The sequence below is a fragment of the Mycolicibacterium sp. ND9-15 genome (assembly GCF_035918395.1).
Lineage (GTDB): Bacteria > Actinomycetota > Actinomycetes > Mycobacteriales > Mycobacteriaceae > Mycobacterium.
The window spans coordinates 1,270,606-1,288,161 of record NZ_CP142362.1; the positions used below are offsets into that span (position 1 = coordinate 1,270,606).

18 protein-coding genes and 1 riboswitch are annotated in these 17,556 nt (G+C 68.0%); of the genes, 8 read left to right on the forward strand and 10 right to left on the reverse strand.

Features of this window, described 5'->3' with window-relative positions; translation table 11 throughout:
• The first annotated feature begins 96 nt into the window (after positions 1-96).
• A riboswitch (SAM riboswitch) is annotated at positions 97-219 on the forward strand.
• 43 nt (positions 220-262) lie between these two features.
• The 5 genes from QGN32_RS06210 to QGN32_RS06230 all read left to right on the forward strand — a co-directional run bounded on the left by QGN32_RS06210 (position 263) and on the right by QGN32_RS06230 (position 4,603).
• Positions 263-1,609 (forward strand): bifunctional o-acetylhomoserine/o-acetylserine sulfhydrylase, encoded by a 1,347-nt coding sequence (locus QGN32_RS06210; RefSeq protein ID WP_326547752.1) that lies wholly within the window; start codon positions 263-265, stop codon positions 1,607-1,609.
• Entirely contained in the window at positions 1,609-2,742 is a 1,134-nt protein-coding gene (gene metX, locus QGN32_RS06215; RefSeq protein ID WP_326547753.1) for a homoserine O-acetyltransferase MetX, read from the forward strand. Before QGN32_RS06210 ends, metX begins: the two co-directional genes overlap by 1 nt.
• Before the next feature lie 7 nt (positions 2,743-2,749).
• On the forward strand, positions 2,750-3,481 hold the full coding sequence (locus QGN32_RS06220) for a class I SAM-dependent methyltransferase (protein WP_326547754.1): 732 nt from the start codon (positions 2,750-2,752) through the stop codon (positions 3,479-3,481).
• A 138-nt stretch (positions 3,482-3,619) separates the two neighbouring features.
• A complete protein-coding gene (locus QGN32_RS06225) occupies positions 3,620-3,976 on the forward strand; it encodes a type II toxin-antitoxin system prevent-host-death family antitoxin (protein WP_326547755.1) in 357 nt (118 codons plus the stop codon).
• Positions 3,977-4,039: 63 nt separating this feature from the next.
• Positions 4,040-4,603 carry an ATPase gene (locus QGN32_RS06230; RefSeq protein WP_326547756.1) on the forward strand — a complete coding sequence of 188 codons (564 nt, stop codon included), beginning with the start codon at positions 4,040-4,042 and terminating at the stop codon, positions 4,601-4,603.
• Between the two features lie 129 nt (positions 4,604-4,732).
• Here the strand turns inward: QGN32_RS06230 and QGN32_RS06235 are convergent, their stop codons facing one another.
• Both QGN32_RS06235 and QGN32_RS06240 read right to left on the reverse strand, forming a co-directional pair.
• A complete protein-coding gene (locus QGN32_RS06235; protein WP_326547757.1) occupies positions 4,733-5,026 on the reverse strand; it encodes a DUF3017 domain-containing protein in 294 nt (97 codons plus the stop codon).
• Complete coding sequence (locus QGN32_RS06240) at positions 5,023-5,880, reverse strand: bifunctional methylenetetrahydrofolate dehydrogenase/methenyltetrahydrofolate cyclohydrolase (protein WP_326547758.1); 858 nt, start codon at positions 5,878-5,880, stop codon at positions 5,023-5,025. Before QGN32_RS06240 ends, QGN32_RS06235 begins: the two co-directional genes overlap by 4 nt.
• A gap of 26 nt (positions 5,881-5,906) precedes the next feature.
• On the opposite strand from QGN32_RS06240, the gene QGN32_RS06245 reads away from it, so the two are divergent.
• Positions 5,907-7,127: an NADH:flavin oxidoreductase gene (locus tag QGN32_RS06245; protein WP_326547759.1), complete on the forward strand. Its 1,221-nt coding sequence runs from the start codon at positions 5,907-5,909 to the stop codon at positions 7,125-7,127.
• Here the strand turns inward: QGN32_RS06245 and QGN32_RS06250 are convergent.
• A complete protein-coding gene (locus tag QGN32_RS06250; protein ID WP_326547760.1) occupies positions 7,097-7,510 on the reverse strand; it encodes a hypothetical protein in 414 nt (137 codons plus the stop codon). The genes QGN32_RS06245 and QGN32_RS06250 overlap by 31 nt on opposite strands.
• 147 nt (positions 7,511-7,657) lie before the next feature.
• Between QGN32_RS06250 and QGN32_RS06255 the strand changes: the two genes are divergently transcribed.
• Entirely contained in the window at positions 7,658-10,249 is a 2,592-nt protein-coding gene (locus tag QGN32_RS06255) for an FHA domain-containing protein (protein WP_326547761.1), read from the forward strand.
• A gap of 16 nt (positions 10,250-10,265) precedes the next feature.
• Here the strand turns inward: QGN32_RS06255 and QGN32_RS06260 are convergent, their stop codons facing one another.
• The 7 genes from QGN32_RS06260 to QGN32_RS06290 all read right to left on the reverse strand — a co-directional run bounded on the left by QGN32_RS06260 (position 10,266) and on the right by QGN32_RS06290 (position 17,010).
• A complete protein-coding gene (locus QGN32_RS06260; protein WP_326547762.1) occupies positions 10,266-11,540 on the reverse strand; it encodes an amidohydrolase family protein in 1,275 nt (424 codons plus the stop codon).
• A 57-nt stretch (positions 11,541-11,597) separates the two neighbouring features.
• Positions 11,598-12,161 (reverse strand): pentapeptide repeat-containing protein, encoded by a 564-nt coding sequence (locus tag QGN32_RS06265; protein WP_326547763.1) that lies wholly within the window; start codon positions 12,159-12,161, stop codon positions 11,598-11,600.
• 3 nt (positions 12,162-12,164) lie between these two features.
• Positions 12,165-12,767: a GTP-binding protein gene (locus tag QGN32_RS06270; protein WP_326547764.1), complete on the reverse strand. Its 603-nt coding sequence runs from the start codon at positions 12,765-12,767 to the stop codon at positions 12,165-12,167.
• Positions 12,748-13,113, reverse strand: a complete 366-nt coding sequence (locus QGN32_RS06275) for a DUF742 domain-containing protein (RefSeq protein WP_326547765.1) — start codon at positions 13,111-13,113, stop codon at positions 12,748-12,750. The genes QGN32_RS06270 and QGN32_RS06275 overlap by 20 nt, the downstream gene beginning before the upstream one ends.
• 7 nt (positions 13,114-13,120) lie before the next feature.
• Positions 13,121-13,528, reverse strand: coding sequence for a roadblock/LC7 domain-containing protein (locus QGN32_RS06280; RefSeq protein WP_326547766.1), 408 nt, complete (start codon positions 13,526-13,528; stop codon positions 13,121-13,123).
• Complete coding sequence (locus QGN32_RS06285; RefSeq protein ID WP_326547767.1) at positions 13,525-16,191, reverse strand: HAMP domain-containing sensor histidine kinase; 2,667 nt, start codon at positions 16,189-16,191, stop codon at positions 13,525-13,527. Before QGN32_RS06285 ends, QGN32_RS06280 begins: the two co-directional genes overlap by 4 nt.
• Before the next feature lie 213 nt (positions 16,192-16,404).
• Positions 16,405-17,010, reverse strand: coding sequence for a class I SAM-dependent methyltransferase (locus QGN32_RS06290; protein ID WP_326547768.1), 606 nt, complete (start codon positions 17,008-17,010; stop codon positions 16,405-16,407).
• A 78-nt stretch (positions 17,011-17,088) separates the two neighbouring features.
• On the opposite strand from QGN32_RS06290, the gene QGN32_RS06295 reads away from it, so the two are divergent.
• Positions 17,089-17,553 (forward strand): tRNA (cytidine(34)-2'-O)-methyltransferase, encoded by a 465-nt coding sequence (locus QGN32_RS06295; RefSeq protein ID WP_326547769.1) that lies wholly within the window; start codon positions 17,089-17,091, stop codon positions 17,551-17,553.
• The last annotated feature ends 3 nt before the right edge of the window (positions 17,554-17,556 follow it).

Consider the following 17,556-nt stretch of genomic DNA (forward strand, 5'->3'; position numbering starts at 1 on the left):
ATTGCCTCGTACCTGACGTTGCGTGTGAGCCAGGGGTCCGCGTCGGTGCGATCCCTCGCTGGCATGACGCCGGTGACGTGCGATACGCTTCTCATCGGTCATGAGTGCCAGCGACAAGCCCCGGCTTGCTGGTCGGCAACCCTCCAACCGCGGTGGGGTGCCCCGGGTGATGACCAGGTTGAGTAACCGCTAACAAGCGGCTGCCGGCAAGCGCGGGTCCGTTCTGACGGGCCCCCAGACGCAGATGGAGGTCCGTTCCCGCATGAGCGCGCCAGAAGATCCGACCGCAAAGTGGGCGTTCGAGACCAAGCAGGTCCACGCCGGCCAGACCCCCGACATCGCGACGAACGCGCGGGCGCTGCCGATCTACCAGACCACGTCGTACACGTTCAACAGCACCGAGCACGCCGCCGCGCTGTTCGGTCTCGCCGAGCCCGGCAACATCTACACCAGGATCATGAACCCGACGCAGGACGCCGTCGAGAAGCGCATCGCAGCACTCGAGGGCGGAGTCGCCGCGCTGTTCCTGGCTTCCGGTCAGGCCGCGTCGACGTTCGCGATCCTCAACATCGCCGATGCCGGCGACCACATCGTGTCCAGCCCTCGGCTCTATGGCGGCACCTACAACCTGTTCCACTACACGCTGTCGAAGATCGGCATCGAGGTCAGCTTCGTCGAGGATCCCGACGATCTCGACTCCTGGCGCGCGGCGGTGCGCCCGAACACCAAGGCGTTCTTCGCCGAGACGATTTCGAATCCGAAGATCGACGTGCTCGATATCCCCAACGTCGCCGCGGTCGCCCATGACGCCGGCGTGCCGCTGATCGTCGACAACACGATCGCCACGCCGTACCTGATCCAACCGTTGCGCCACGGCGCCGACATCATCGTGCACTCGGCCACCAAGTACCTCGGGGGCCACGGCGCGGCGATCGCCGGTGTCATCGTCGACGGCGGCACATTCGACTGGACCAACGGCAAGTTCCCCGGCTTCACCGCACCGGACCCGAGCTACCACGGCGTGGTGTACGCCGAGCTCGGCCCACCCGCCTTCGCCTTGAAGGCACGCGTGCAACTGCTACGCGACCTGGGTTCGGCGGCGTCGCCGTTCAACGCCTTTCTGGTGGCCCAGGGGCTCGAGACGCTGAGCCTGCGCGTCGAACGTCACGTGCAGAACGCGCAGAAGGTCGCCGAGTACCTAACCGGACACCAGGATGTCACGTCGGTGAACTACGCCGGGCTGCCGTCGTCGCCGTGGCACGAGCTCGGAAAGAAGTTGGCGCCCAAGGGCACCGGGGCCGTGCTCGCCTTCGAGCTGGCGGGCGGGGTCGACGCGGGCAAGGCCTTCGTCAACGCGCTCACCCTGCACAGTCATGTCGCCAACATCGGCGATGTGCGGTCGCTGGTGATCCATCCGGCCTCGACCACGCACGCGCAGCTGTCCCCGGAGGAGCAGCTGGCCACCGGGGTCACGCCCGGCCTCGTACGCCTGGCGGTCGGCATCGAGGGCATCGAGGACATCCTGGCCGATCTGGAGCAGGGCTTCGCCGCCGCCAAGCCGTTCCGCTCCGGAGCGGTGACCGATCCCAACACCACGGCGGCGTTCTGATGACGATCTTCGAATTGGAAACCGACGTGCCACTGTTGAGTCTGCCCGCCGAGGGCGAGGTCGGCGTCGTCAACATAGGACCGCTGACACTGGAAAGCGGTGCGGTCATCGACGACGTTTCGATCGCCGTTCAGCGCTGGGGTGAGCTGTCGCCGCAACGCGACAACGTGGTGGTCGTGCTGCACGCGCTGACCGGCGACTCGCACATCACCGGACCGGCGGGTCCGAACCATCCGACCCCCGGCTGGTGGGACGGTGTGGCAGGGCCCGGCGGCCCGATCGACACCGACCGCTGGTGCGCGGTGGCGACCAACGTGCTCGGCGGGTGCCGCGGCTCGACCGGTCCGAGCTCACTGCACCTCGACGGCAAGGCGTGGGGCTCACGATTTCCCGTCGTCTCCATCCGGGACCAGGTGGAGGCCGACATCGCCGCCCTGGAGATGGTCGGGATCACCGAGGTCGCCGCGGTCCTCGGCGGGTCGATGGGCGGAGCCAGGGCGCTGGAGTGGATGGTCGGGCACCCGGACAAGGTGCGCTCGGGCCTGGTGCTCGCCGTCGGCGCGCGTGCCACCGCCGACCAGCTCGGCACCCAGAGCTCACAGATCGCGGCGATCAAGGCCGACCCGAACTGGCAGAACGGCGATTACTACGGCACCGGCCTGTCCCCCGATCTCGGCATGGAGATCGCCCGCCGCTTCGCGCACCTGACGTATCGCGGCGAGGTCGAGCTCGACGATCGATTCGCCAACCATCCGCAGGACGGTGAGGACCCGGCGGTCGGCGGCCGCTACGCGGTGCAGAGCTATCTGGAACACCAGGGCCGAAAGCTGGTGGCCCGCTTCGACGCCGGCACGTACGTGGCGCTCACCGAGTCGTTGTCGAGCCACGACGTCGGGCGCGGCCGCGGCGGCATCGAGGCCGCGTTGCGCGGCTGTCCGGTGCCCGCAGTTGTCGGCGGCATCACCTCGGACCGGCTCTACCCGCTGCGGCTGCAGGAGCAGCTGGCCGAGTTGCTGCCGGGCTGCGCCGAACTCGACGTCGTCGACTCGATCTACGGACATGACGGCTTCCTGGTGGAGACCGATGCGGTGTACAAGCTCATCCGCCAAACGCTCGAGTTGGCAGCGAAATGACGGCGCAGTGACCCGTCCGGACCAGGATCGCTCGCTGTCGTTCGGTGCTGAAGCCGCGGCCTATGAGCGAGGCAGGCCGTCGTACCCGCCGGAGGCGATCGACTGGCTGCTGGCTCCAGACGCCGCCAAGGTGCTCGACCTCGGCGCGGGCACCGGCAAGCTGACCACCCGGCTGGTCGAGCGCGGCCTCCACGTGGTCGCGGTCGATCCGATCCCGGAAATGCTGGAGCTGCTGAGCAATTCGCTGCCCGAAACGCCCGCGCTGCTCGGCACCGCAGAGGAGATTCCGCTGCCCGACGACAGTGTCGACACCGTGCTGGTGGCCCAGGCGTGGCATTGGTTCGATCCCGAACGCGCCGTCAAGGAGGTGGCCCGGGTGTTGCGGCCCGGCGGGCGGCTCGGCCTGGTGTGGAACACCCGCGACGAGCGGCTGGGTTGGGTGAAGGATCTCGGCCGGATCATCGGCCACGAGGACGATCCTTTCAGCAGCACCGTGTCGCTGCCAGGGCCGTTCACCGGCGTCGAGCGTCATCAGGTCGAGTGGACCAACTACCTGACCCCGCGGGCGCTCTTCGACCTGGTCGCCTCGCGAAGCTACTGCATCACGTCGCCGGAGAAGGTACGCACCAGGACGCTGGACCGCGTGCGCGAGCTGTTGGCCACCCATCCGGCGCTGGCCAACTCCAGCGGGCTGGCGCTGCCGTACGTCACGGTGTGCATCCGCGCCGACTTGGCCTAGCGGGCATGTGTTCACTAGCGCCGAAACTGACGTTTTGGCGGAAAATTGCGAGTGAAATCGACCAAAACGTCGAACTCGGCGCGGCGCGCGGCACGCGGCACACCCCCCGGAAATGACATTTTGGCTATAATAGCCAATATGTCCACTCTGACGTACCGCAATCGCGACGGCGAGCTGGTCGACGTGCCGAGCGTGGCGGCCACCCGCTTCAAGAACGAGTTCGGGGCGGTCTTCGAGCAGGCCACGAGCGGAGGCGCGGTGGCGATCACCAAGCACAACACGCCGCGGGCGGTGCTGTTGTCGTACGCCGAGTTCGAAGCGTTGACGAAGGCGGGCACGCCTGCGCTCGACGAGTTGACAGCGCAGTTCGACGAACTTCTCGAACGCATGCAGAGCCGTAAGGCGAAGGCCGGCATGGCGTCGGCCTTCGACGCCGACCCAGAACGACTCGGCCGCGCCGCGGTGAAGGCGGCCCGCCCGAAACGGCGGCGCTGACTGTCCCGCCTATATGTCCTTGCCGGCGTCAACGGCGCCGGTAAGAGCAGCATCGGCGGCGCGATGATCCGCGCGGCGGGCAGCGATTACTACAACCCCGACGAGGCGGCCCGCAAGCTGATGGGAGCCAACCCGGGGCTCGACCAGACCACCGCGAACGCCGTGGCATGGCGGCAGGGCACGAGACTGCTCGAGCGGGCACTGCGCGAGCGGCTCGACTTCGCGTTGGAGACCACGCTCGGCGGGAGCACCATCAGCCGGCTGCTGTCCGACGCCGCGTCGCGCGGCATCGAGGTACGCATCTGGTACGTCGGGTTGGCCAGCGCCGACGCGCATATCGAGCGGGTTGCCCAGCGCGTCCGCTCCGGTGGCCATGACATTCCCGAAGCCGACATCCGGCGCCGGTGGCGACACAGCAGACAGAACCTGGTGCAGCTGCTGCCGGTTCTCACCGAACTGCGGGTCTACGACAACTCCGCCCACGCCGACCCCGCCGACGGGCAACCGCCGCGGCCGGTGCTCGTGCTGCACGTGAGTCATGGCGAGATCGTCGGCCCCGCGGACCTGTCGGCGACGCCGGGATGGGCCAAGCCGATCGTCGCCGCCGCCCTGAAGCTGAGTGCATAACCGGTGGATGCCGCGGGAGGCCCAGCGTGAAATAGCATTCCTGGTCGTTGCGGGAGCCAATTCACAGCCGTGGCTTCTCACTCAAATGCGGCCGCCGCCTTCGCGATCGAGCGGGTCACCTGAGCGCCACTAGCTCGTGCCCAGCGGGTCGATGGTCCAGGCGACGTAGAGCATCGTCGCGCTGACCGTCGCGGTGGTGACGAAATCTACGGCCCGGCTGCGCACCGCGAGCAGCCCCGCGCGGTCGTCGCTCAACGTCAGCCGCAACGCCGCGGCAAGACCTACCCCGATCGCCATCACCAGCGCACCCCGCCGCCAATAACCTGCGACCACCAGGACGAACGCGACCAGGAAGGTCAGGCCGACCGACCAGAACGGCCACTGGCCCGTGAAAACCTTGTGCGCGAACTCTTTGGGGGTCACGTGCCGGTCTGGACCTCCGCGCGCTCGACGACGTTGGTCAGCAGGAACGCACGGGTGAGCGGGCCGACGCCACCGGGGTTCGGCGACACGTGGCCGGCGACCTCCCAGACGTCGGGGTGGACGTCGCCGACGAGCTTGCCGTTCTCGTCGCGGCTGACCCCGACGTCGATGACGGCGGCGCCGGGACGCACCATCTCGGCGGTCACCATGTGCGGCATGCCCGCCGCGGCGATGATGATGTCGGCTTCGCGGGCCAGCTCGGGCAGATGACGGGTTGCGGTGTGGCACAACGTCACCGTCGCGTTCTCCGAGCGCCGGGTCAGCAGTAGCCCCAGCGGGCGGCCGACGGTCACGCCGCGGCCGATCACCACGGCATGCGCACCGGCGATCTCCACCTCATAGCGGCGCAGCAGGTGCACGATGCCCCGCGGGGTGCACGGCAGCGGCGCGGGCTCGTTGAGCACCAACCGGCCGAGGTTGGTCGGATGCAGGCCGTCGGCGTCCTTACCCGGGTCCACCCGTTCCAGGGCGGCGTTCTCGTTGAGGTGCTTCGGCAGCGGCAACTGCACGATGTAGCCGGTGCACTCGGGGTCGGCGTTGAGTTCGTCGATGGTCTCGTCGAGCTTGGCCTGGCTGATGTCGGCGGGCAGGTCGCGCCGGATCGAGTTGATGCCGACCTTTGCGCAGTCTGCGTGCTTGCCGCGCACATACGCGTGCGAGCCGGGGTCGTCGCCGATCAGCACGGTGCCCAGGCCGGGGGTGCGACCCGCCGCGCTCAGCGCCGCGACCCGCTCTTTCAGGTCGACGAAGATCTCGTCCCGCGTGGCCTTGCCGTCCAGTGTGATCGCACGCACGCGTCACAGTCTGGCATGCTCGTCGCATGGACACCGCGCCCGACGTGTTCGCGCCGGCCCGGCTCGGGCCGGTGACGCTGCGCAACCGGATCATCAAGGCGGCCACGTTCGAGGCGTCGACCCCGAATGCGCTCGTCACCGATGACCTCATCAACTACCACCGGCTGCCCGCCGCCGGCGGGGTCGGCATGACGACGGTGGCGTACTGCGCGGTCGCCCCCGGGGGACGCACCGACGGCTGGCAGATCTGGATGCGGCCCGAGGCCGTGCCCGGGCTGAAGAAGCTCACCGAGACGATCCACGCCGAGGGCGCGGCGATCAGCGCGCAGATCGGCCACGCGGGGCCGGTGGCGAACGCGCGGACCAACAAGGCAAGAGCGCTGGCACCGGTGCGCTTCTTCAATCCGCTGTCGATGCGGTTCGCCAAGAAGGCCTCAGCGGAGGACATCCGCGAGGTCACCGAGGCGCACGCCGACGCGGCCCGCCTGGCGATCGAGTCCGGGTTCGACGCGGTCGAGATCCATCTCGGGCACAACTATCTCGCCAGTTCGTTCCTGAGCCCGCTGATCAACCGGCGCACCGACGAGTTCGGCGGCTCGCTGGAGAACCGCGCGAAGGTGGCCCGCGGCGTCGTCACCGCCGTGCGCCGCGCCGTCGAGAAGGAGGGCAACCCCATCGCGGTGACCGCCAAGCTCACCATGGCCGACGGGGTGCGCGGCGGCATCAGCGTCGAGGAGTCGCTTCAGACCGCCAAATGGCTGGAGGAGGACGGCGGGCTGGACGCCATCGAGCTGACCGCCGGCAGCTCGCTGGTCAACCCCATGTACCTGTTCCGCGGCGATGCCCCGGTCAAGGAGTTCGCGGGCGCGTTCAAGCCGCCGATCCGGTGGGGCATCCGGATGACCGGCAAGAAGTTCCTCCGCGAGTACCCCTACCGCGAAGCGTTCCTGCTGCGCGATGCCAAGCTGTTCCGCGCGGAGCTGAAGCTGCCGCTGATCCTGCTGGGCGGCATCACCAATCGCGAAACCATGGACCTGGCGATGGCGGAGGGTTTCGACTTCGTCGCGATGGGCCGCGCGCTGTTGGCCGAACCCGATCTGCTCAACCGCATCCAGGCCGACAGCTCGGTGCGGTCGATCTGCGATCACTGCAACAAGTGCATGCCCACGATCTACAGCCACACGCACTGCGTGCTGACCGGCGCACCCGACCACTATCAGCCGTCGGCGGAGCGCGGTTCCACATAGGCGACCATCGGTTCGGCGTGGATCACCTGGTCGCCCGATGAAACCTCGAGTTCCTTCGCCGAGAACGTGTACGTGACGCCCTCGCTGTCGGCGGTGAACACGCCCTCGCCATCCTCGACCGCCGGAGCGGCGAGCAACGCCTCGTCCCGCATCCGCACACCGCGGTACTCGTAACGGCCGTTCTTCAGACAAATCGCGACCAGGGCGCTTTCGGTGCGGCCGAAGGCGACCGGGGCAGCGGGCGCTTCGCAGCGTGCATCCGAGTCGACGAACCCACGGTCGTCGATGGCGATGGCGCTCTGCGCATCGACCGTCGGCGCCAGGAACGCCGCCGCGATGCAGAGCCCGGAAATGCCGACGAACACGAAAGGCGCCCGAGACACCATGCCCAATGGTGACCACGATTCGACGCAATCAGCGCGCGACGCGCCGGACGACAGGAGAACTTTCGTCGGGCGGAAGCATTCGAAGCAGCCGACCCCGTGGTCGTAACGCAGCGCGGAGGGTCCCTACCGTTAGAGTTGGCTCCGATGAGCCGACCCGCCCCACCCGCGCTGACCGTTCGGTACGACGGATCGACACGAACCTTCGCGGCGGGAAACGATGTCGTCATCGGCCGTGACCTCCGCGCCGACGTTCGCATCGCCCATCCGCTGATCTCCCGGGCGCACCTGGTGTTGCGCTTCGATCAGGGCCGCTGGGTCGCGATCGACAACGGCAGCCTCAACGGAATGTTCGTCAACAACCGCCGGGTGCCCGCCGTCGACATCTCCGACGGCCAGACCGTCAACATCGGCAATCCCGACGGCCCACGACTGACGTTCGAGGTCGGCCGTCACCAGGGTGCGGTGGGCCGTACGCCCACCATGGCGGTGCCGATCGCCGGCCACCGGCCGGCGGGCAGCTACCCCACCGCTCCGCCCCCGCAGATGTCCGGACCACAGGTAGCACGGCCATACGGACCGCCGCAGGGTGCGCCGCGTCCGGCATATCCGAGCGCCCCCCCGCCGCCCCGCTATCCGAGCGCACCGCAACCGGTGCGACCGCAGGTGTCACAGTCGATGTCGGCGCCGGAACTCGAGTCGGCGACGATGATGGGACCGACCGCCGCACCGCGCTCGAGCGACAACCTCGCCACGAGCATGCTCAAGATCCTGCGGCCGAGCCGGCCCGCCGACAACGTCGCGGGCGCTGTCAAGATCGGCCGCGCGACCGACAACGACATCGTGGTCCCCGACGTGCTGGCCTCGCGCCACCACGCGACCCTGGTGCCGACCGCTGCCGGCACGGAGATCCAGGACAACCGCAGCATCAACGGCACGTTTGTCAACGGTGCGCGCGTGGAGTCGGCGCTGCTGCACGACGGCGACACCGTCACGATCGGCAACATCGACCTCGTCTTCTCCGGCGGCACGCTGGTTCGCCGGACCGAGACCGAGGCCGCCACCCGCACCGGCGGGCTGGAAGTGCACGGCATCACCTGGACCATCGAGAACAACAAGACGCTGCTGGAGAACATCTCGATCGCCGCGCGGCCGGGCACGCTGACGGCGGTCATCGGTCCATCGGGTGCCGGAAAGTCGACGTTCGCGCGGTTGGTCGCCGGTTACACCCATCCGACGACGGGCACCGTCACCTTCGAAGGCCACAACGTCCACGCCGAGTACGCCTCGCTGCGGTCCCGAATCGGGATGGTTCCCCAGGACGACGTGGTGCACGGTCAGCTGACCGTGCGTCAGGCGCTGATGTATGCCGCGGAACTGCGACTGCCGCCGGACACCACCAAGGCCGACCGCGAGCAGGTCGTCATGCAGGTGCTCGAGGAGCTCGAGATGACCAAGCACCTGGAGACCCGTGTCGACAAGCTCTCAGGCGGCCAGCGCAAGCGCGCCTCGGTGGCACTCGAACTGCTGACCGGCCCGTCGCTGCTGATCCTCGACGAGCCCACCTCCGGCCTGGACCCCGCGCTGGACCGTCAGGTCATGACGATGCTGCGCCAACTGGCCGACGCGGGCCGCGTGGTGCTGGTGGTCACGCACTCACTGACCTACCTCGACGTCTGCGACCAGGTGCTGCTGCTGGCGCCCGGCGGGAAGACCGCGTTCTACGGGCCGCCCGACCAGATCGGGCCCTCGATGGGCACCACCAACTGGGCCGACATCTTCAGCTCGGTCGCGGGTGACCCCGACGGCGCCAACAAGCGGTTCCTCGCCCACCACGGCCCGCCGTCGCCCGCCCCGCCGACCGAGCAGCCGTCCGATCTGGGCAGCCCGACCAGCACCAGCGTGCGGCGGCAGTTCTCGACGATCGCCCGCCGTCAGGTGCGGCTGGTGGTGTCCGACCGCGGCTACTTCGCGTTCCTGATGATGCTGCCGTTCATCATGGGTGTGTTGTCGCTCTCGGTGCCCGGTGACGTCGGGTTCGGCGTGCCGGTGCCCGCCATGCAGGGCGGCGCGGCGCCCAATGAGCCGGGGCAGATCCTGGTCATGCTCAACGTGGGCGCCATCTTCATGGGCACCGCGCTGACGATCCGCGCGCTGATCGGTGAGCGGGCGATCTTCCGTCGCGAGCAGGCCGTCGGATTGTCAACCACCGCATACCTTTTGGCGAAGGTCTTCGTGTTCACGCTGTTCGCGATCGTCCAGTCGGCGATCGTCACGGCGATCGCGATCATCGGTAAGGGGTGGGGTCCCGGCGCCGTGGACAGTGGTGCGCTGCTGGGCAACCGCAGCGTCGAGTTGTTCGTCGACATCGCGGTGACGACGGTCGCTGCGGCGATGGTCGGGTTGGCGCTCTCGGCACTGGCGAGGTCCAACGAACAGATCATGCCGCTCTTGGTGGTCGCGATCATGTCGCAGCTGGTGTTCTCGGGCGGCATGATTCCGGTGACCGACCGCATCGTGCTCGACCAGATGTCGTGGTTCACCCCCGCGCGTTGGGGTTTCGCCGCTTCCGCCTCGACGATCGATCTCATCCGGCTGGTTCCGGGGCCGTTGACGCCGGCCGACCGGCACTGGGAACACACGGCGGGAACCTGGCTGTTCGACATGGCGATGCTCGCGCTGATCTGCATCGGCTACACAGCCTTCGTGCGCTGGCGGATCCGCCTCAGCAGCGCCTAGCGCACGTCGGGATGGATCAGTCGCGAGCCGGTGCCAGCCGCTTGAGCGCAAGCCCGCCCTCGAACGGCCGGTACCCGAACGCGGGCGGGGAGACATAGCCCGTATCCCCCAGCGGCGTGTGCACCTCGGCGACCGTCGGGCCGATCTCAGCGGCGACCGGGACGAGCGCGTCCAGGTCGAACCGGTACAGCCGGCCCGCATTGCCGGCCAGAATCTTGCGGCAGACGTCCTCGGGCTGGTCGTGCAGCGCCCAGCGGATCGCCAGCTTGGAGTGCGGCGCGAAGCCTTCCTCGTGTGGATAATCGCTGCCCCACATGACGTGATCGGCGCCGAGATAGCGGATCGTCGAGGACTCGTACGGCGTCAACTCCGAAGCCAGATAGCAGTTCCGCTTGGCGTAATCGCTGGGCGCCATCGTCAGTTCGTCGATCGACGAGCCGCCGAACATGCCGTAGGTGCGGTTGCCCGCTTCCGTTTTCATCGAGGGCACCATGACGTCGAGCATCATCATCTGGTTCTGCAACCACAGCGTGCCCTGCTCCGTCGGCACGAACCGCAGTGTCGGGTGGCGCTCGAACACACCGGCGAGTATGAGATGCGAGACGGTGCGCTGCGCCCACATCGCCATCTCGGTGACCAGCACCGCGTTCGAGGCCGGCTGATCCATCGGCATCAGCGGGCTACCCGCCCCGGCGTGCTGAACCACGGTCAGGTCGAGTTCGGCGCACAGCGTCCAGATCGGTTCGTAGCGGGTGTGAAACAGCGGTGCGACGTTCGGATCACCGGGTGAGACGGCGGGCAGCAGCACGCCGCCGAAGCAGTCCTGCTCGGCTCCCCAGCGGATCTCGTCGAGCGCCAGGTCCACATCGTTGGGGAAGACCTGTACCAGTCCCCGGCGCCGCGCCGGGGCCTGCGAGCAGAAGTCGATCTGCCAACGGTTGTGGGCCTGCACTCCGGCCCACCGCTTCTCGAACTCGTCGCGGGTGCGCGGCAGCGTGATGGTGATGTTCGGCGAGGTCGGGAAGAAGGGCGGGACGGTGTTGGGAAGCAGCACCTCGGCCGCCACCCCGTCGGCGTTCATTTCCGACATCCGGAGTTCGTGGCTCCAGTTGCGCTGTGCGGTTGCGATGATCAGGTCGTCGAACGGGCTGACATAGCTCGCCGCCCACGCGTCGAAGTCGTCGTGCAGCCGGGCGGGCAGATACGCCTTGTAGTCGCGCAGGTCGGCCCCCGCATGGGTGTCGGTCGAGATGACGACGTAGCGATCGATGGTGTCCCACGTGGCGGCCATCTGCCCATCCTCACCTCGGACAGACGGCCGCACGCGGAATTCGACGCTATTGATGCCTCACTGGCCGTGGATGTCCAGACTGTGCGCGGCGGCGAAGGCCAGTGCCTGATCGATGTCGATCTTCGCGCCGCGAAGGCTCGCGGTGGTCCACAACGTCGCATCGGTCCGGGCGCCGCGCAGGTCGGCCGCGTCCATTCGGACGTTCTGCACTCGAGCACCGGTCAGGTCCGCGCCGCGCAGTATCGCCTTGCGCAGATCGGCGTCGACGAGACCGGTCTCGCGCAACCGGCATCCGGTCAGATCGACACCCCGCAGATCGCACCCGCCGAGCACCGCAAGTGTCAGGTCGACATCGACCAGCGACAGCGGCCGCAACCGGCTCCCGGTGAACACCGAGCCGAGCATCGTGCACTGTCGAAAGACACTGTGGTGCAGCGTCGCCCGCTCGAAGCGGCAGTTCCGGAATGCGGATCCGACATGCTCGGACTCGGTGAGGTCGACACCGCGGAAGTCACACTCGTCGAACACCATCCGCTTGGTGCGAAGCCTGCTGAGGTCGTCGTCGCGGAAGTCGCGGCCGGTGAATTCCTCGTCGGCCCAGACCGTTTCGTCTGCGCGCACCGATCAGCCGGGCAGCGAGGTCAGGCTGTTGAGCGCGTACTCGGTGACCGCGATCAACGCGGCCTTCGCGGAGTTCCGTTCTCGGGCGTCGACGGTGATCACCGGAATATGCTCGGCCAGGGCCAGCGCCTTGCGCACCGCGGCGACGGGATGTCTTGGCGCGCTGTCGAACTGGTTGACTGCGATCAGGAACGGAAGGTTGCGCGCCTCGAAGAAGTCCACTGCGGCGAAGCTGTCCTGCAGGCGCCGCACGTCGACGAGGATGATCGCTCCTATCGCGCCGCGAACAAGGTCGTCCCACATGAACCAGAACCGGCGCTGTCCGGGGGTTCCGAACAAATACAACACCAGGTCGTCGGCGAGGGTGATGCGGCCGAAATCCATGGCCACCGTGGTGGTGTTCTTCTGCGGGGTGGCTTCCAGGCCGTCGACGCCGGCCGACGCGTTGGTCACCAACGCCTCGGTCCGCAGCGGCATGATCTCCGAAACCGCGCCGACGAACGTCGTCTTCCCGGCGCCGAATCCACCGGAGATGACGATCTTCGTCGAAACTGCCTGCCCGGGCGTGTTCGGCCCCCGGCGTTCCTCAAAGTGCCTTGAGGCCACGCAGTGTCCTTCCTATCAGCTCACGTCTTTCGTCGACGGTGGTCGACTCGGTCAAGGTGCCGCGCACCGCCACATAACCCTGCGTCACCAGGTCGCCGATCAGCACCCGCGCCACGCCGAGCGGCAAGGACAACTTCGCGGCGATCTCGGCGACCGAAGGGTGATCCACGCATATCCCCAGGATCTGAACCCGCACGTCATTATTCGGCCACCGGGGTGGCTTGCCCGAGTCGATGGTCTCGATCGGCGCTTCCAGCGGTAGGTAGACGCGGGAGTCGGTGCGGCCCGCGGTCAGAATGTACGGCCGGACCAGGCTCGCCTCGTCCCAACCCTCCGGATCGTCCATGGGCGGCTCACGAATGCTGGGGTGCGCGCCGCCGTGCCGACTGGACGACGGTGCCCACCCGTTCGACCAGTATCGCCATCTCGTAACCGATTTGGCCGATGTCGCAGTTGCGGGTCGCCAGGGTGGCTAGATTCGAGCCGTCGCCGACCCGCATCAGCAGCAGGTAGCCGTTCTCCATCTCGACCACCGACTGCAGCACGTGGCCGCCGTCGAAAAGTTGCGCCGCGCCCGTCGACAGGCTGGCCAGACCGGACGCGACGGCCGCGAGCTGGTCGGCGCGCTCGGTCGGGATGTGTTCGCTGGCGGCCATCAGCAGTCCGTCGGCGGAAACCAGCACGGCATGGGAGACCCCCGACACTTCGCGGGCGAATCTGGAAACCAGCCAGTCGAGCGAGTCGCGCTGCGTCGGCTTCATTCGGTATCGGTTCCCCTGGTCTGTCTTGAGTGCGAGCGCCCGGCATGGACCCCGCCGAAATGGCTGCTGATGCTCGCGCGAACAGCTTCCGGATCCGGTTCTGCGTCGAACTCAGCCGCCGATGCTACCTCGTCGTCGCCGCTGTCCGCCGCGCCCGGCACCAGGTGAGCACCGGGGGTGCGCACCGGAAGGCCCTCGTCGGTGCGTTGCGTGACCGGCGCTTCGTCCGCGGCGGCAGCGGCCGACCAGCCGCGGTCCCACACCGACTCCCAGTTCAGGTCCTCGCTGTTGGCGATTTCCGTCGGGTCGACCAGCCACTCCGAGAGCATGCTCTGGTAGATCGAGTCGTCCGAACCGGCCGTCACCGCCGGTTTGGCCCGCGGGGACGGTGGCGACTGAACAACCGGCTCCGGCGTCCGGTCGCTCGCCGCCTGCGCCCGCGCCGCGAAGAATCCGGAGGTGTCGGTCGGGCGGTTGGCGGGTTCGGGATCCGGCGCCTGCGCAGGCATCGAGCCCGCAGGCCACTCTTCTTCGTACACCTGCGGTTCGGCAGCGGGCGCGGCCGCCAGCGAGGCGGGAATGTCCGAGATGCCGCTGGCGCCCGGATTGCGATGGGGCAGCAGCGAGATCGGGACCTCGGAGTGGCCGTTTAGATGCTCGACCTCCCTGTGGTCGTCGTCGAGCGCCAACGCCGTCGCGATACCCGCGTGCGCATCGGCGGGCACCGCATACTCGGGTTCGCTGAACTGATGTGGCTGCCCGGCTCCGCTGAGCAGCTCGGCCGGCACGTAAACACCCGCTGTCGTACCCGAATTCGGCTCGCCGGCCACCGTACTGCGTAGCCGGACCACCAGCCCGTGCTGGGCCGCGAGGCGACCGACCACGAACAACCCCATATGCCGCGCGGTGTACGGGTCGACCTGCCCGCCGGACTGCAGTCGGGTGTTGGCGACCCGCAGATCGGACTCGGTCATGCCGAGCCCGATGTCGCTCACCTCGATGACCAGCCCGCCGTTGGCCGTGTGCACCGCCGACACCCGCACTTGTGAGATCGGCGGTGAATAGCGCAGCGCATTGTCGAGCAGTTCGGCCAGCAGGTGGACCAGGTCGCCGGCGACCCCACCGGTGACCTCGCTGTCGGGCACGGTCGCGGTTACCACGCGCGTGTAGTCCTCGACCTCGGATGCCGCGGCGTTGATCACCGCCGATATCGGGACCGGCTCGGCCTGTTCGCGCGGCACCTTCGCGCCCGACAACACGAGCAGGTTCGCGCCATTGCGGCGCATTCGGGCGGCCAGGTGGTCCAACCGGAACAGGTTTTCCAACCGCTGCGGGTCCTCCTCGTTGCGTTCCAGCCGGTCGATCAGCGACAGCTGCTGGTCGACCAGCGACCGGCTGCGCCGCGAGAGGGTTTCGAACATGTCCCCGATCTGCAGCTGCAGCCGCGCTTGTTCGGCGGCGAGGAAGACGGCCTGCTCGTGCAGTTCGTCGACGGCGTGCGCGACCTGACCCACCTCTTCGGAAGTGTGCACCGGGATCGGTGTGATCTGCGAAGCATCCCCACCCGCGCGAACCCGCTCGATCTCGGTGGTCAGATCCTCATGGGCGACCTTGAGGGCACTGTCACGCAGTCGCCGCAGCGGGCGCACCAGCGTGCGTGCCACCAGAATCACGATGATCAGCGCGATGAGGATCGTCCCGCCGATGATCACCGCATCGCGGATCAACGTGGTGCGCGCAGCGTCGGCCCGGTCCCGGACAGCGGAGGTGATCGCCGGGGTGGTGCGCTCGATGACCTGACGCGCGATCTGGTCGGTGGCGGCCACCGACGCCAGCAGCTCAGGATTGTTCACCACCGGCACCGCCGGGTCGGTCATCAGCGCCATCCGCTTGACGAACTCGGCCTGCAGCTTCTCGGCGTCCGGCGATCCGACGCCGAGCACCTGGCTCATCCCGAAGAGCGTCGACGGCTCGGTGCCCGCGAGCGCGATCACCGCGGTCCGCAACTCGGGCTCGGGCAACTCCGCGCCGCGGGTGAGGGCGAGCGTCTGCATCATCATCTGGCCCCGCGCCCCGACCGCGCGGGACAAGCCGAGCGTCTCGGCGCGGATCCGCTCGTCGTCGATGCGGACCGAGCCGGTGATCGCATCCTCGGCGGGCAGCAGCAGCAACGCGTAGGCCTGCATACTGTCGCGCAGTCCGATGCTGTTCGAGGTGACCTTCTCCACCAAGACCTGACCACCGTTGGTCATCGTCGTGACGGCCTGGCGGACGTCGGGCGCGATGTCGGTGCTGTCCAATCGGCGCTGCAGATCCCGGCGGCTGTTGTCGAACTGGGTCAGCGCGCCCTGGATGTCGCCGTCGGTGGAGCTCGCCAGCATGGCACGTTCCAGCGCCGCCATGTAGCTCTCGATGGCCGGCACCAACTCGGCGCGATCGGCGGCGCGATGCAAGTCGGATTCGGCCGTCGCGCTGTTGTAGATACGCAAGCCGCCGAACGTTCCGGCCAGAATCAGCGGCACCAATACGATCGCGAAAACTTTCCAGCGGACTGGCCAATTGGACAATGCCCACGGCGACGGCCGCTTGACCGGCGGCTCTGGTGTGCGTTCGAAATCGACCAGCGTGCCATCGGCCTGCTTGAGTTGGGAGAACACGCTCATCGCTTCAGAAGACTTTCTACTGATTCCTACTTGTATTGCCCCTCCGCGGCCGGGCGCGTTCCGGCCCTGGCAATTGGTCGAGTATGCCAGCGAAATGCAGTCGATTCCACAATTCTTACTGAACAGACAGACTTCATAATCGCAGGTCGCAGACGGTGTAAGGATTCCGAGCGAATACCGGAACCCGTTCGTGATGCGACCGCCCGCGGACCGCTACGCCGGCCGGAGAAGCGCCACGAGGAAGTCGGAGCTGTCGGTGAACGGCCGCAGATCCCATGTGGACAGCAGCAAATCGGGCGCCAACCCGGCAGTCGCGGCGTCGTCGAGGAAGTCGGCGAACTCGTAGTCGCGGCCGGCGCCGAATCCGATCACCGCCCGACCGTCATCCTTGAGATGGGCGCGCAACCGGGCGAGCACCTGGACCCGGGTGCTCGGGGCGAGGAAGGTCATGACGTTACCCGCCGACAAGATCACGTCGAACGGTTCGCTGATGCCTCGCGCGGGGAGGTCGAGTTCGGCGAGGTCGCCCACGAGCCAGCGCGGTCCGGGATGGTCCTGTTCGGCCGCCTCGATGAGCGCGGGGTCGACGTCGACGCCGACGACGCGGTGACCCGCCGCGGCCAGATAGCCGCCCAGCCGGCCGGGCCCGCAGCCCGCATCGAGGACGTGCGCGCCGCGGGGCGCCATCGCGTCGACGAGACGAGCCTCGCCGGCCAGGTCGTCGCCGGCGCGTGCCATGGCGCGAAACCGTTCGATATACCAGTGCGAATGTCCAGGATCGGCCGCTACCTTCTGCATCCACAGGCTTTGCGCGACCATGCGAGCATTATCGCAAAGAGAAACCGGTGAGCCGGTGGCGGTCGTGCCCGAAGCGCTCTCAAGTTGAGAGGTCGCAGTTTGTTCAAGCTGATGTTCTACTCGCCGCGCATCGCCCCCAACACCGGCAACGCGATCCGGATGGTGGCCGCCACGGGTTGTGAACTGCATCTGGTGGAACCGATGGGCTTCGATTTGTCCGAGCCGAGACTGCGCCGGGCCGGGCTGGACTACCACGATCTGGCGTCGGTCACCGTGCACCGCGACCTCGCCACCGCGTGGAACGCGATGGTGCCCGAGCGCGTTTATGCGTTCACCGCGCATGCGGCAACCTCGTTCGCCGACGTCGAGTACCAGCCCGGTGATGTGCTGATGTTCGGGCCGGAACCCACCGGCCTCGACGCTGCGACGCTGGCCGATCCGCACATCACCGCACAGGTGCGGATCCCGATGCTGGCAGGCCGGCGCTCGCTGAACCTGTCGAATGCGGCCGCGGTCGCGGTGTACGAGGCCTGGCGGCAACACGGGTTCAGCGGAGCCGTATGAAGA

What these genes read in the sequence shown, in the direction of transcription:
- QGN32_RS06230 (WP_326547756.1), top strand. Translation starts at nt 4,040, where the DNA reads ATGATCCGCGCGGCGGGCAGCGATTACTACAACCCCGACGAGGCGGCC.
- QGN32_RS06285 (WP_326547767.1), bottom strand. Translation starts at nt 16,191, where the DNA reads ATGAGCGTGTTCTCCCAACTCAAGCAGGCCGATGGCACGCTGGTCGAT.
- QGN32_RS06225 (WP_326547755.1), top strand. Translation starts at nt 3,620, where the DNA reads ATGTCCACTCTGACGTACCGCAATCGCGACGGCGAGCTGGTCGACGTG.
- QGN32_RS06245 (WP_326547759.1), top strand. Translation starts at nt 5,907, where the DNA reads ATGGACACCGCGCCCGACGTGTTCGCGCCGGCCCGGCTCGGGCCGGTG.
- QGN32_RS06280 (WP_326547766.1), bottom strand. Translation starts at nt 13,528, where the DNA reads ATGAAGCCGACGCAGCGCGACTCGCTCGACTGGCTGGTTTCCAGATTC.
- QGN32_RS06255 (WP_326547761.1), top strand. Translation starts at nt 7,658, where the DNA reads ATGAGCCGACCCGCCCCACCCGCGCTGACCGTTCGGTACGACGGATCG.
- QGN32_RS06260 (WP_326547762.1), bottom strand. Translation starts at nt 11,540, where the DNA reads ATGGCCGCCACGTGGGACACCATCGATCGCTACGTCGTCATCTCGACC.
- QGN32_RS06290 (WP_326547768.1), bottom strand. Translation starts at nt 17,010, where the DNA reads ATGGTCGCGCAAAGCCTGTGGATGCAGAAGGTAGCGGCCGATCCTGGA.
- QGN32_RS06275 (WP_326547765.1), bottom strand. Translation starts at nt 13,113, where the DNA reads ATGGACGATCCGGAGGGTTGGGACGAGGCGAGCCTGGTCCGGCCGTAC.
- metX (WP_326547753.1), top strand. Translation starts at nt 1,609, where the DNA reads ATGACGATCTTCGAATTGGAAACCGACGTGCCACTGTTGAGTCTGCCC.
- QGN32_RS06210 (WP_326547752.1), top strand. Translation starts at nt 263, where the DNA reads ATGAGCGCGCCAGAAGATCCGACCGCAAAGTGGGCGTTCGAGACCAAG.